The sequence below is a fragment of the Acidocella sp. genome (assembly GCF_028687955.1).
Lineage (GTDB): Bacteria > Pseudomonadota > Alphaproteobacteria > Acetobacterales > Acetobacteraceae > Acidocella.
The window spans coordinates 34877-46097 of sequence record NZ_JAQTZC010000009.1 but is presented as its reverse complement, the minus strand read 5'-3'; the positions used below and the strand labels follow the sequence as shown (position 1 = coordinate 46097).

The following is an 11221-nucleotide window of genomic DNA, read 5'->3' as shown; positions in this document are numbered from 1 at the left end:
GCTGTCGCCCGATCTGCTGGCCCATGTCTCGCCGCTCGGATGGGAACACATCAATCTCACCGGAGAATATCGCTGGCCAAAACCTTAGCGTAGGATTTCGCCCCCTCCCGCAAACAACCCCAGCAAGATGTCCACCATCACGATGAGGATGCACAAACCAATCAGCTTGCTAACAAAGCGGTCAGCAACGCCCCTTGTGGCTGCAAATAAATAGCCTGGAAGAACAAACGGGCCTACGCATACCACGAGGTCCAAGAGAATTTTTGCCAGCTCATAGAACAAGAAGAGGACAATCGTGGGGATGACGGAAAGGACATCCAAAAATGCGAAAAGCACTGCGGCAGCAATATCTACCGCGCTGACTCCCTTGTTCGCTTGGGCAAAAACCTTCTGAGTATTTATCAGAATTTGATAGAAAGTATCCGGCCCCGTGTTGGCAGTGCCATTGCTTAGGGCTGTTCCGATGAAATCAGGAATGCCCTGGGTGAAGAACGACACTACATATTCGTTATAGAGTGTTACTGACATCAGCAGGCCGACAACAAGGCTTGTGCTGACGATCCTTGTTATGCCTGTGCGGACGCCAACATCCCCTCGCATCACCAGGATTCCGGTGACGATGATCCACAGCACCACCAATGCCGTTAACGGGCCTTGGATCGCTGACATGGCGCTTTGAATCGTCGTTGAAACGCCATTCGTAAAGGGTTGCTGAATGAACGCATCCCAATCGGCGAACGGGTCATTGGAGAGGGTGACGGCGACCATGACTTATTTCCCTGAAGTGCCGCTCGCCTGGTTGAGAGCGTGAAGAAAATCGTCAGAGCTGACTTCTTTGTCTGCTATGGCGACGTTGGCGCATAATCCTGGCGGCATAGTGGTGCCTTGCTGGGCGCAGCGTTGGTTGTCCGCCTTGAGGGCATCTTGATGCGCCTCGTACCAAGCGGGAGTTGGCACCGTCACAGAGGTTGGCGGCGGCGGCACGACCGTTACGGACGAACTGCCGCCATTTCCGTTGAAGTGGTTTCTAGCGATGATGTATCCGCCGCCGCCTAGCGCGACCAAGATAATCAAAATGCCGATGATTTTCTGGGTTCCCATTATTTTCCCTTTGTCTTTATGGCGACGCTGAATTCAGGGCAGCTAGGTAATCTGCATCACTTTGCTGATGCGCCTCTTGTTGCTGCTGGAGGTGCGAAGCCTGCTGTTCGCTGGCGAGCACTTGAAGATTTGTCGCCTGGGCCTGCTGAGCCTGGACGAATTGAGACTCCGCCGCGATCCGGCCATTGATCGCATTGACCTGCGTAATCGAGGACGCGGCGTTCAAGTCCGATTCGAGGTTCGGCAATTCCTGCAACCGGGTCTGAATCGCGGCAAGGTTGGTTGACGCAATTCCCTCGATATTCGCTATGCCCTGGGCATTGGCGGTAAGCTGGGTGGTATCGGTCGATCCGGTCGTTGGCGTGTAGATGTGGTTTTGATTGTAGAATGTCACACCCGCGCCGCTTGGCGCAGTCTGCCCCCCCGTGAGGCCGGCCAGGGCATTCGCCGCCGGCATCGGGTTTTCAAGGGTCGAATTCTCAAGGTTTGTCGCCATCCCCAGGACGTTCGTGGGTTTTGTGAACATCGCGTATGTCTGTTGAAGCTGCGTGAGCTGATTCTTCAACTGCTCGACCGTGGCAACGTCCTGCGCCAGCTCTTGAATGCTCTGGGTCAGGTTGGCGCTGTCGATTACGGGTATCTGGGCTTTGGCATTGGGCGTCAGGGCAAGGACGGCGCCCAAAACGGCCATGACTGCAAGAATCTTCCTCATGGTTGCTCTCCTCTCAATCTGTCGCTTCGCGGTAACGCCGCATGAACTCCGGTAGCCAACGGGCTGGGTCTTCGCCGTGCTGCTTACGCAGCTTCTCGGCGAACCGGACCGTATTCGCCCGGCCAGACAGGACCGCGACGAAATCGCGCATCTCACCGAGATCGAATTCACAAATGACGCTGCCCTGTTCCCGCTTCAGCAGAAACTTGCGCTTTCCGATCAGCATGTCCTCGCGCACGGCACGGAACTCGCCCTCGGTGCATTTGAGACCTTCGAGATATGTCTTCCGATCAGCCGTGGGCGACGGATACATGATCTTGGTCTGACACTGCGCGACGATTGAAGGGCCGAGCGGACTTTCAAGAATGTGCTCTGGCATTTGCAGGGCGAGGAACACCGCACCGTTGCTCTTACGCACGGTCAACAGCAGATCATCCACCACTTTCGCAAATTGCGGGTTTTGAAGGTAGAACCGGAATTCGTCGATGGACAGCACAACGCGGCGACCATCGAGGAGCTGCGTCACGCGATACAGCAGATAGGCCCCGGCGGGCGCGCACACCTCATGTTCTAGGAGCTGCGTCATGTCGAAGCCGGTGATATTGTCATCCACCCGGACTTCATCCTTGTCCCCGTCGAAGGCCCAACCCAGGGAGTTTCCCCGGCACCATTTCTCAAGGCGGGCACCGCACCCCATCGGATCGGAATGGCCGAGAAATTCTCGCAGGGCCGCGAGCGAACGCAGCTCGACCGGCATGTTCAGTTGGCGCGAAATCGCGCGGTCCAGGCGCTTTTCATCGTCAGGGCTGATCTCGCCCTTGTCGTCGCTCTGAATGAGCGCCTTGATCCATCCGCGTAGGAAATCCGCATCGGCAGACGTATTCTGGAGGCCGCGCAGGGGTGACATGCCGGAGGCTTCACCCCGGCGCAGCTCAAGGTATGTCCCGCCCGTGGCGCGGACCAGCAGTTCGCCGCCCCGGTCCTTGTCGAAGAACACGATTGACCCGCGCGAGCCGGACATGGCGTTTTCGGTAAGCATGGCCTGCTCGAACATCGCCAGGAGGAACATCAGCAGCGCCGTTTTGCCGGAGCCGATCGGGCCGAAGATGATGGTCATGGCGACATCGACCACATGGGGCACGTACTCGTAGGCGGTGCCGCCATCGGTCGGAAACCGCGCGATGGGTTTCCCCCAATGGCCGGAGGTCTGCCCCTTGGGAAAATTGTCGAAGCTCGACAGGCCCGCGAAGTTGCGGGAATTGATGTGGCCGGGCCGCGTGCGCCAGCCGAGATTTCCCGGTAACTGCGACCAGAAGGCCGCTTCCAGCCCAAGCCGTTCCTCGACCACCACAGCGCCGCAATCAGCGAGGCGGCCCCGTGCCCGGCCGGCGCGTTCCTCAACCTCCGGCAAGGAGCTGCCATAGACCGCGAGCGAAAGATGGTGCATCGCCATAACAAACTGATTGGACATGACGGCATCTGCCGCCTCATCCAGCCCGGCAATCTGCGACACTGCCTTATCCTGTGCGCCCACCATCTGCGCGGATTTCAGTGAGAGCTTGTCTTGCGCCTGAGCGCGCGTCACGAAGGCGAAGGACTGCGACAGCACCAATGGGAAGGGCGCCGAGAGCAGCGTGTTCAGCATCCCCGGCCTGGTCTTGGCGGGGTATTCTCGGAACGAGAAGATGGTGCCGAATGTGCTCTTGTCCGGCGACCGGATTTCAATGCCGCGGCGGCCACAAATCACCCGGTCAGTGTAGATGGAATCGCCCATGTGGCCGGAAACAACCGGCACCCGGAGCTGGCGGCCGGTGATGATGAGCCGCAGCGCCTCCGCGATTTCGGAGAACATGACGCCACCATGTTCATAGACGCCAAGGCGGCGGATACCGAAATTCTCAAAGCCGTTTTCGAGGATCACCCACAGATCCTCCAGCTCTCGCGCGAGGCCGTCCTGAACGTCAGGAAATTTCTTCCGAAAGCGCGCCATCTTGGTCGCAAAGCCTGCGCCAAGCACGCTGCGGGGCGACACGACCAGGCTGATATAATAGTCATTCTTGAACAGCCGGTCTTGCAGCACTACCCGGCGATAGGTGCGGTCAAGGTCAGCCGCGAATTGCGACCGGAATTGCCGTGGTGCTTCCGGCGCTTCATCCATGTGCCGGACGAGATGCGTGAAAATGGCTACGTTGTCGTCAGCCATATTCCGATAGACGGTGTTCATCAGCCGAAGGCGGGCGTTGCGCGCGGCATGGTCCGCCAGCTCAAAGGGCTGGCCTTCCACACGCGCCATGGCAAGCAGGCCGCCGGTTTCGAGCAAGGCGGCCTGGGGGCTGATATGACCCACAAACGGCAAATAGCGGTGCTGCGTAGGCGACCGCTCGCTGATTCCGCTATCACCCCACATCAATCATACCTCGCCCGCGATTTTTGACCCGGATCGGGAAGGGCGAGACCGACGACCCGCCCCATAAATGGCTGTCCACCGACCGGCCGGATGATCTGAGATAAAGGAGCATGACCCCAACCGCGTTGTAGTCGCGCGAGACCAGCTCGCGGGCGGCAAACCAGAGCGGCAGCATCACGCCGAGATAGAGTGGGTTTTTCAGCAATACGACGACGAGGCCGCAAAGCATCAAAAGGAGCGCACCCACGGCCAACGGCACGCCCATGAACATCGCCGGGCGTGTCGCAGCCAAGTAGAGAGTGTCGGTTTCCAGCGGCTCCACATCAGCCCCCGGTGAGCGTTTGGCCCAAGTAGGAGGCGCCAAACATGATGACGATGCCGCCGATAATGCCCGCGATCACGCCGAGAGATGCCCGGCCGAACATGAACAGAAAGCCGATGCCGATGATGCCGAGTACCGCAATCGTCTCGCCGAAGGGGCCGAGAATGAACGTGCAGACGTTGTTAATCATCGTCTGCGGGCTGGCGCCGCCGCTGACGGTCTGAGCATAGGCCGCGACCGGGAGCGCCAGGAGCGCGAGAGCGAGGCCCGTGCGTTGCATGAGCAATGGCATGACGGTCATACCGAACCGTCGCAGCGGCGATATTGTCGGCTGAATATAACGGTCAACGCGGGTAAGAATTTGCTTCATCATGGACTCCTCTGGGTTTGCTGGGTGGAGGGTGTGGCCTGAATTGCCGCGACCACGGTTGCAGCCGGGGACACGGGCGCCGGGGGGCCAGCCGGCGATTTCTGGGCCTGCGCGGATGCGAGCGCGGCCGGTGCGAGGGGGATGAGCCAGGGTGCCCCATGCGTCTGTGCATAGGCCGCTGTAGCCCACACGTTCCATGACGGCGGGGCGTTCGGGTCCGCGACGGCGACAGCCTGGGGCGGCGAGGCGGGCGGCTGAGCGGTCCCGCCGTTGGCGTTGGCGATCACGCGCCGCGCGTAGCCGTTCAGGATGCCCTTGAACGGCGAGCCAGTGTTGTAGCGTGACAACGCCATCAGGAGCGCCGCCTGTTGCTCGGCACTGGATTTCCCGCCGCCATAGGCCGCTTGCAGCACCGCAGCGCCCCCAGCCAACGAGGCGCAGGGGTCAAGCGCAGTGCGGGCCGTCATGCCCAGGGCGGACAGGTTCGCCGAGTTGATCTGCATGAGGCCCAAATCGACGGAATCGCCCCGGCTGATCCATTGCCAGGCATCCGACAAAGCCGCCTGTGCGGTTGCCGGCGCCTCGCTGACCTTGGTGGTGTTGTCATGCAGCGCCCAGGGATCGAGGCCGCTTTCCGTCTTTGCCACGGCCTCCAATGTCGCCACGGGCACCGCTGGCGCACAGCGGACCGCCAGGGTCGTAAAATCGGCCGTGGAGAGGGGTGCTGCCCCTGCGGCGCCCGGCACCCCACACGCCACCCAGGCCGCTCCAGCGGCGAAGAGGAGAGCGCGACGTTGCTCGAACAGCCTGACCATCATGTGTTTCCCAGCCACCGGAACACTCCGCAGGGGGCAGCGGCTTGCATAAACCGACAATCTGCCCATAATGTCAATATCGGGCGACCGAAACTATAGTTATAGGCAACCGTTTGGTGATTAGCGACACCCCCCGATACACTGGCCGGATGGCCCGGCCGAAGAAATTTGCACGGCGAATCATGGTTCGATTCGACGAAGACACCCTTGCCGCCCTTCAGCGGGTGATTGGCGAGAAGGAAGATCGTTCCGATTTTGTCAGGGCTGCCGTTGAGCTGGAGACGGCTATCCGTAGTCTCGACGTGTACGCCGACCTGAAAGCGCATCTCACGACGAGCGAGAGTATCGAGGAGTTTTGCGCGAAAGCCGTTCGCCGTGCTGTCCAGCAGCGCAAGGCGACGCTGGCCCAAGAGGACGCGCCGAATGAAGGCAAACCAAGCGCGGAATAACCGGGCCGCTGAGGCCCTGGATTTACTCTTGCCCTTCCGGCGCGGCGGTTTGGCACTTATCGCCCGGCCGGCGGCGCGTTGCACCGCGCGCTGCCGGAGGCGTGCGCGCATCGTCCTCATCATAGGCCGTGACCGGGCCAAGGTAGCCCAGGCCACGCAGCATCTTGAGAATGCGATCAAACGACCGGAAAATTCGGGGCTTCCCGGTGCGCGTCCCTTCCAGATAGGCGTAGTAGCCGCGCAGCCCCGTGATGTTGATGAAAAGGGAATAATCGAACGAGGGCGCAAACTCCGTCGAAATCGGCTTCCCGGCCCGGACGACGACGTAGGCGCCGACGATCCGTTCCCCTTCACCCAGAAATTTGGATATGTCCGCCTTCTCAAATCCTGTCCGCGCTCTGCGCGGCCGGTGAATCCTGCCCAACCGATCCCCCAATGGTGTCCCAGTAAGCGGGTATCATACCATTTTCGTTTCCGCCCGTACTTGACTTCGCATTGCATCATTTTGCCACCGCAGGTTACGCACTGGTTGCATTTCCGTGCCCCCGTTGCTTACGTGAGTCAACAAGAACCGCAGATAACGACGCACAAGGTTTTTGCCTTAATTATTTGTAATGTCCTTGAGATTCTACAAATCTGCGTTACCGGAAACGCGCTACAACCGGCGTTTCCGGTAATGGTTTCACAGAGTTTCAGTGGTGTTATCGGGGTTTGGCAGCGTCAGCCGCGCCAGCTCGGCCGCCGCCAGACCAACACGAAACTTTCATCATTCAAGCGGCTCAGCGTGCCCACGAGCGGCGCCGGGAAGGTTGGATCATCAATCCTCACTTTCAGCCCAACCCCCGCTTCCGGCCCGGCAGGCCAGGCCGTGCCGACCTCGACCCCATTGGCGACCACGACATGCGACGGGGCCATGCTCCCCTTCGATCCATACACCGGCACGAAGGCCAGCTCCGCGGTCATCGTCAGGGTCCGCAGCTCCCCCCTAAATTCCTCGCCCACAAGGCGAAATGTTCCAACCTGCATCGTAAATCTCCTTTCTCATCCTCACGCCGAAAGGCGCTCAACGCCTTTCGGCGGACGCCCCTGCGGCGAGCAGCGGGAGAGGTGGGGAAAGGGCCGGCGGGCACGGCCGGGCTGCGGAGCGTGCGGGGTTTACCCTGCGCGATACGCGGCCCTGCCGGGCTGTAGGCGGTGCTTTCGGGAGGGGAGGGCAGCGCCCTCCCCTCTATCATTGGCGCGTCTGCGCCAGATGTGCGTTTCTTAATGAGAACCGCACAAAACGATTGATATTCGACGGTTAAGGCTGTTAGCTCACGCAGATCAGAAAGGAGGATTCTTCCATGGCTGACATAAGCACTACCCAATTACTCGGCAGAATTGGCGCGGACCCGGAGTTTCGTACCACCCAAGGGGGCAAGGATTTAGCGATTTTCAGCCTCGCCACAGATACGGGCTGGTTCGATAAAGAGAGCGGTGAATGGCGGAAAAATCTGAATTGGCATCGCGTCGTTGTCTTCCCGCCGGGGTTGGTTGATCGCACCCGCCAGCGTGGCAAAAAGGGCGTGCGTGTCATCGTTGATGGCGAAATCAGCTACCACACCTACCGCAAAGACGGTGAGCAGACCGACCGGCGCGAAGCCGAGATTCACGTCAAGGGTGATGGCGGTTTGAATTTCATCGACGGCGACAAGGCGGATTAGCCATGCCTCCCCCCAATCAGCGCAGCGCCATGGACCGGCTAGAGGGCAGCGAGTCCGCCTTGAACCGGCTCCAGGCTCTTATGCAGAGCTGGACGCCTGAAGAACGCGCGGCCCAGAACAAACGGCTGCGGGAGCGTTTGCAGCCTATTGCCGACCAACTGCGCTACGCGCTGAAGGCGCAAGCCGTCTGGTATGACTGGCTTGCGACAACGCGACAGGCCGAGACACGGGATGAAAAGCCGCGATGAGTCACTACGGCCTGGCACATCTGATCGTCGCCACGATCATCAAGGGCGTGATCTACTCGACCATCTGGCACGTCATGCGCGGCCTGCCGGTGGTCGATGACGTGGTGATCGCCGGCGTCGTCATCGCGGCGGTGTGGATCTTCGGCATGAGCGGGCGTGCGCCTCGCCGCTGGCGGCCTTAGCCCGCCATGAACGATTTCGCCTTCATTGCCTTCAACCATGAGACCGGCCTGCCCTTGGCCCATGGCCGCACCGCTGCCCATGCGGCCGCGGCGGCCGACCAGCTCGCGCCGGATGCGGCGCTCTATGTGCTCGATGCGCACCATGCCGGCCCGTGGATATGGGCCGAACGAGTCGCCTTGGGGGCCGCGCTCAAATGGGACGCGATGCGGGCGCGTGATGTCGCGTAAACCCGCCCGCCGCGCCTTTGTTCATTCCGCGTTTGCTGTTCGCTTTTCCCTGGTTTTCACAGGGAGTTTCCATTCTGTCACACCGCCACGACAGGCGGACTTTCAGGGGCCTGGTACGCGCTTCGCGCTGAAAAGCGCAAACGTCGCTCGCCAGGCCGCCCCGTTTAGTGTGACAGTTCAGTATCGCCCCCCGATTCGGGAGGCGAGCCTTGATTCTTGAAGGAAAGGATACCGCTACCCAGCAGCGCCTAAGCCCATAAAAAAATCAACCCGCCAAGGGCGCCAACCCCGGCGGGACGATTTTCTGGATCGTGAAACTGAGAACACCGCGTCAACGGTGGAAAAGCGAACCCTAAGCTCTGGTTCGCACTCTCCCTCACGATCTGGAAAAAAGCAAGCCCAAACTTGCGGCGGGAAACTGCGCCCAAATTTTGGCGAGCTGGTCCTTCCAGGCGCCCCCGGTGGCTCATCAACCACTGAGGAATGAACGATGAATCACGCCTATCGACCGAGCTTCACGCCCAGGGCCGAGCACCGGCCCGTGACCTTGCCACCCCCGCCCCCGGCGGCGCTGGACGACCCGGACGCCGCCGATGGCTGGCTCAGCCAGGCCGTCAGCGATGCCGGGGAAATCCTGTATCGAGACCGGCCGGGGATGCCCCACAGGGCCGAGCATGACAGCCAGGTGCTCGCACGGGCCTACGCGGCCCGTGCGACCGCCAAAGGCTGGCTCAACAGCGTCTTGATGGCCGCCGGGCAGCTCCCCCATATCGCGGACGGGCCGGATGTTTCGGATGGCGCTGCGCGGCTTCTATACCGCCTCGCGGCCTTGCTCTCGCGCGAGGGCTGCAACGAGGGCCGATTCCGCGTCACGGTCTGCAACGCCACGCTGGCGCAGGAGCTTGGCAAGACCGAGCGCACCATTCGCCGCTATTTGGCGGAGTTGCAGGATGCAGGCTGGATTTACCGGCACTTCACAACCGGCCCGATTGGCTTGGCGCGGCCCGCCATCGACCTGGGGCCAACCGTGGAGCGGTTGGACGAGCTGGAAGACGCCATCTCGGATCGCGCCCAGGAGCGGGCTGATTTTCGCGCCGATCGCGCTCTTTGCGCGACCCTGCCGCCGGAGCCAGGAATAGTAATGTCAGGGGGGGAGGACATTTCTGCCCCCCTTAATACAGCCGATTCTAAATCTGTTTCTGAATCTGTAATTGCTAATGAGGGGTCCGTAGCTGGAAGGGTCTGTGGAAAACCCCAACAAGGTGCTGATTTGAATGGTGTTTACCATCCCGTAGGGCGGCCGAACTTCATCCCGAAGTCTGGCATGGTGCTCGATCAGTGTCCGTCACTCGCAGGATACGTGCAGAGTTTGAACCCGAGCTGGCCGGAGCTGATCGACGCGGCCTATCTGCTCGCGGCGAGCTGGGATCTGAATGATTCGGCGTGGAAGACGTTATGCGTGAATCTCGGCCGGGAATGGGCGGCAATCACGGTGGCGACGGTCGCGGAATTGCCCCCAGCCAGGTTTACAAGGTCCAGCGCGCCGAGAATCGAATTGCGCCGGGCGAGCTACGTGGCCGGAATCGCCAAAAAAATTGCCAAGGGCGAGGAGGCGAGTGTCACCGCGTCATGGTTCAGACACGTCAAGCAGCGGGCTTTGAAAGGCGCAGGGTATTCTAAAAGACTGAGCTAGACACAACAGATTTCCGGTTTTTTGTGGACGGGAATAAAGGCTGGCGGCTCGGCGAAGCCGACCGCGCTCTATTCCGCTAGGCGTAAGACGCCAAGCTCCACCGAGCCTCAAAGAGTCTCGGCCCATCCGGGTGACGATCGGCTGCCGCATCCCCACGCCGCCCCTCCGGCGCGGCCAGGCGAGGGGCACAGCCCCTGAGATCGGCGAGGAGTTGTCGCACGCTCCCGCGCGCCGGGGTGTCCCCGGCCTTCCCTCGCTCCGCTCTGTGCAGGCCAGGTGATCCCCCTCCCCGGCACCCGCCCTCGCCTATCTCGCCCCCTGCTCGCCGCGGGGCGTTCCTTCGGAAAGCGTGGGCTTTCCAAAGGAGTTTCAAAAGATGATCTATATTGCCGATATGATTCAACAGGGCGGATGCAGCTTGAGCCGTTCGGTACATACCTTCAAACCGACCCGCTTCTTTGTAAACGGGCAGCGAGTCAGCCGGGTCGTCTATGACCAGCTCGATTTGCTCGCGGAGGTGCGCGATGCCTTCTACACCCGATCATGCTCCGGCAAAGATGGCAGTGTGTACCACCAGCACGGGCACGCCGTCCGGTTCGGGTGAATTTTGGAAATCTACCCGCTATCGGATAGCGGGTAGATATTAGCTATCGTTAATTGAGCCGGTAGCACTCAGATGTTGCCGTTAAAATGTTGGCAGGCGTATTCACGGGATGGATGAGGCAGAAGAAATATTGCGCGCCGGCGTGAAGTATTACAGATGGACCGCTCCCCCCTTCAGACCCGGACAGCACTGTCGCGCCGCCTTTAATCAAATCCGTAAGAGATTGATTCACGGGTGCAAAGGTTGTTTGAACATTTTTCGCTTCTGACGATAGCTCAGGGAGCTGAGATTGCTGAGCTTTGGCGGTTCCCGCAACAAAACACAGGCCAAGGGCGAGTACGGCGAGGCGGCTAACTATCGTCATCTGATTCCTCTCTGTCGTTTCGT

The 11221-nt window shown here is 60.5% G+C and carries 17 protein-coding genes and 1 pseudogene; 8 read left to right on the top strand and 10 right to left on the bottom strand.

What is annotated here, in order from left to right:
- Positions 1-146, top strand: a pseudogene (locus PHE40_RS11005) (hypothetical protein); the annotation flags it as partial.
- Here PHE40_RS11005 and PHE40_RS02315 read toward each other — a convergent pair.
- The 7 genes from PHE40_RS02315 to PHE40_RS02285 are packed head-to-tail and all read right to left on the bottom strand — an operon-like array spanning position 85 to position 5727.
- Complete coding sequence (locus PHE40_RS02315; RefSeq protein ID WP_299957430.1) at positions 85-768, bottom strand: type IV secretion system protein; 684 nt, start codon at positions 766-768, stop codon at positions 85-87. The pseudogene PHE40_RS11005 and the gene PHE40_RS02315 sit on opposite strands and share 62 nt — an antisense overlap.
- Before the next feature lie 3 nt (positions 769-771).
- The gene (locus PHE40_RS02310; protein ID WP_299957427.1) at positions 772-1101 is read right to left on the bottom strand and encodes a hypothetical protein; all 330 of its coding nucleotides are present in this window, start codon (positions 1099-1101) and stop codon (positions 772-774) included.
- A 16-nt stretch (positions 1102-1117) separates the two neighbouring features.
- Positions 1118-1813: a type IV secretion system protein gene (locus tag PHE40_RS02305; RefSeq protein WP_299957425.1), complete on the bottom strand. Its 696-nt coding sequence runs from the start codon at positions 1811-1813 to the stop codon at positions 1118-1120.
- A gap of 13 nt (positions 1814-1826) precedes the next feature.
- The gene (locus tag PHE40_RS02300) at positions 1827-4220 is read right to left on the bottom strand and encodes a VirB4 family type IV secretion/conjugal transfer ATPase (RefSeq protein WP_299957422.1); all 2394 of its coding nucleotides are present in this window, start codon (positions 4218-4220) and stop codon (positions 1827-1829) included.
- Positions 4210-4542 carry a type IV secretion system protein VirB3 gene (locus PHE40_RS02295; RefSeq protein WP_299957419.1) on the bottom strand — a complete coding sequence of 111 codons (333 nt, stop codon included), beginning with the start codon at positions 4540-4542 and terminating at the stop codon, positions 4210-4212. Before PHE40_RS02295 ends, PHE40_RS02300 begins: the two co-directional genes overlap by 11 nt.
- A gap of 1 nt (position 4543) precedes the next feature.
- Entirely contained in the window at positions 4544-4915 is a 372-nt protein-coding gene (gene virB2 / locus PHE40_RS02290; RefSeq protein ID WP_299957416.1) for a pilin major subunit VirB2, read from the bottom strand.
- A complete protein-coding gene (locus PHE40_RS02285) occupies positions 4912-5727 on the bottom strand; it encodes a lytic transglycosylase domain-containing protein (protein WP_299957433.1) in 816 nt (271 codons plus the stop codon). The genes virB2 and PHE40_RS02285 overlap by 4 nt, the downstream gene beginning before the upstream one ends.
- A gap of 182 nt (positions 5728-5909) precedes the next feature.
- Here PHE40_RS02285 and PHE40_RS02280 point away from each other — a divergent pair, with 182 nt between their 5' ends.
- Positions 5910-6176, top strand: coding sequence for a hypothetical protein (locus PHE40_RS02280; protein WP_299957413.1), 267 nt, complete (start codon positions 5910-5912; stop codon positions 6174-6176).
- Positions 6177-6198: 22 nt separating this feature from the next.
- Here PHE40_RS02280 and PHE40_RS02275 read toward each other — a convergent pair whose 3' ends face one another.
- A complete protein-coding gene (locus tag PHE40_RS02275) occupies positions 6199-6612 on the bottom strand; it encodes a hypothetical protein (protein WP_299957410.1) in 414 nt (137 codons plus the stop codon).
- Positions 6613-6896: 284 nt separating this feature from the next.
- Positions 6897-7202 carry a DUF736 domain-containing protein gene (locus PHE40_RS02270; RefSeq protein WP_299957408.1) on the bottom strand — a complete coding sequence of 102 codons (306 nt, stop codon included), beginning with the start codon at positions 7200-7202 and terminating at the stop codon, positions 6897-6899.
- A 317-nt stretch (positions 7203-7519) separates the two neighbouring features.
- On the opposite strand from PHE40_RS02270, the gene PHE40_RS02265 reads away from it, so the two are divergent.
- From PHE40_RS02265 to PHE40_RS02240, 6 genes are all read left to right on the top strand, one after another.
- Positions 7520-7879, top strand: coding sequence for a single-stranded DNA-binding protein (locus PHE40_RS02265; RefSeq protein ID WP_299957405.1), 360 nt, complete (start codon positions 7520-7522; stop codon positions 7877-7879).
- A 2-nt stretch (positions 7880-7881) separates the two neighbouring features.
- On the top strand, positions 7882-8127 hold the full coding sequence (locus PHE40_RS02260; RefSeq protein ID WP_299957402.1) for a hypothetical protein: 246 nt from the start codon (positions 7882-7884) through the stop codon (positions 8125-8127).
- Positions 8124-8309 (top strand): hypothetical protein, encoded by a 186-nt coding sequence (locus PHE40_RS02255; protein WP_299957399.1) that lies wholly within the window; start codon positions 8124-8126, stop codon positions 8307-8309. The genes PHE40_RS02260 and PHE40_RS02255 overlap by 4 nt, the downstream gene beginning before the upstream one ends.
- Positions 8310-8315: 6 nt before the next feature.
- The gene (locus PHE40_RS02250; RefSeq protein ID WP_299957396.1) at positions 8316-8537 is read left to right on the top strand and encodes a hypothetical protein; all 222 of its coding nucleotides are present in this window, start codon (positions 8316-8318) and stop codon (positions 8535-8537) included.
- 490 nt (positions 8538-9027) lie between these two features.
- On the top strand, positions 9028-10230 hold the full coding sequence (gene repC / locus PHE40_RS02245; protein ID WP_299957393.1) for a replication initiation protein RepC: 1203 nt from the start codon (positions 9028-9030) through the stop codon (positions 10228-10230).
- A gap of 376 nt (positions 10231-10606) precedes the next feature.
- Positions 10607-10834: a hypothetical protein gene (locus PHE40_RS02240; protein WP_299957391.1), complete on the top strand. Its 228-nt coding sequence runs from the start codon at positions 10607-10609 to the stop codon at positions 10832-10834.
- Positions 10835-10883: 49 nt separating this feature from the next.
- Here the strand turns inward: PHE40_RS02240 and PHE40_RS02235 are convergent, their stop codons facing one another.
- Positions 10884-11198 carry a hypothetical protein gene (locus PHE40_RS02235; protein ID WP_299957388.1) on the bottom strand — a complete coding sequence of 105 codons (315 nt, stop codon included), beginning with the start codon at positions 11196-11198 and terminating at the stop codon, positions 10884-10886.
- Between the last annotated feature and the right edge of the window lie 23 nt (positions 11199-11221).

What these genes read in the sequence shown, in the direction of transcription:
- PHE40_RS02315 (WP_299957430.1), bottom strand. Translation starts at nt 768, where the DNA reads ATGGTCGCCGTCACCCTCTCCAATGACCCGTTCGCCGATTGGGATGCG.
- PHE40_RS02310 (WP_299957427.1), bottom strand. Translation starts at nt 1,101, where the DNA reads ATGGGAACCCAGAAAATCATCGGCATTTTGATTATCTTGGTCGCGCTA.
- PHE40_RS02305 (WP_299957425.1), bottom strand. Translation starts at nt 1,813, where the DNA reads ATGAGGAAGATTCTTGCAGTCATGGCCGTTTTGGGCGCCGTCCTTGCC.
- PHE40_RS02300 (WP_299957422.1), bottom strand. Translation starts at nt 4,220, where the DNA reads ATGTGGGGTGATAGCGGAATCAGCGAGCGGTCGCCTACGCAGCACCGC.
- virB2 (WP_299957416.1), bottom strand. Translation starts at nt 4,915, where the DNA reads ATGATGAAGCAAATTCTTACCCGCGTTGACCGTTATATTCAGCCGACA.
- PHE40_RS02285 (WP_299957433.1), bottom strand. Translation starts at nt 5,727, where the DNA reads ATGGTCAGGCTGTTCGAGCAACGTCGCGCTCTCCTCTTCGCCGCTGGA.
- PHE40_RS02280 (WP_299957413.1), top strand. Translation starts at nt 5,910, where the DNA reads ATGGTTCGATTCGACGAAGACACCCTTGCCGCCCTTCAGCGGGTGATT.
- PHE40_RS02270 (WP_299957408.1), bottom strand. Translation starts at nt 7,202, where the DNA reads ATGCAGGTTGGAACATTTCGCCTTGTGGGCGAGGAATTTAGGGGGGAG.
- PHE40_RS02265 (WP_299957405.1), top strand. Translation starts at nt 7,520, where the DNA reads ATGGCTGACATAAGCACTACCCAATTACTCGGCAGAATTGGCGCGGAC.
- PHE40_RS02260 (WP_299957402.1), top strand. Translation starts at nt 7,882, where the DNA reads ATGCCTCCCCCCAATCAGCGCAGCGCCATGGACCGGCTAGAGGGCAGC.
- PHE40_RS02255 (WP_299957399.1), top strand. Translation starts at nt 8,124, where the DNA reads ATGAGTCACTACGGCCTGGCACATCTGATCGTCGCCACGATCATCAAG.
- PHE40_RS02250 (WP_299957396.1), top strand. Translation starts at nt 8,316, where the DNA reads ATGAACGATTTCGCCTTCATTGCCTTCAACCATGAGACCGGCCTGCCC.
- repC (WP_299957393.1), top strand. Translation starts at nt 9,028, where the DNA reads ATGAATCACGCCTATCGACCGAGCTTCACGCCCAGGGCCGAGCACCGG.
- PHE40_RS02240 (WP_299957391.1), top strand. Translation starts at nt 10,607, where the DNA reads ATGATCTATATTGCCGATATGATTCAACAGGGCGGATGCAGCTTGAGC.
- PHE40_RS02235 (WP_299957388.1), bottom strand. Translation starts at nt 11,198, where the DNA reads ATGACGATAGTTAGCCGCCTCGCCGTACTCGCCCTTGGCCTGTGTTTT.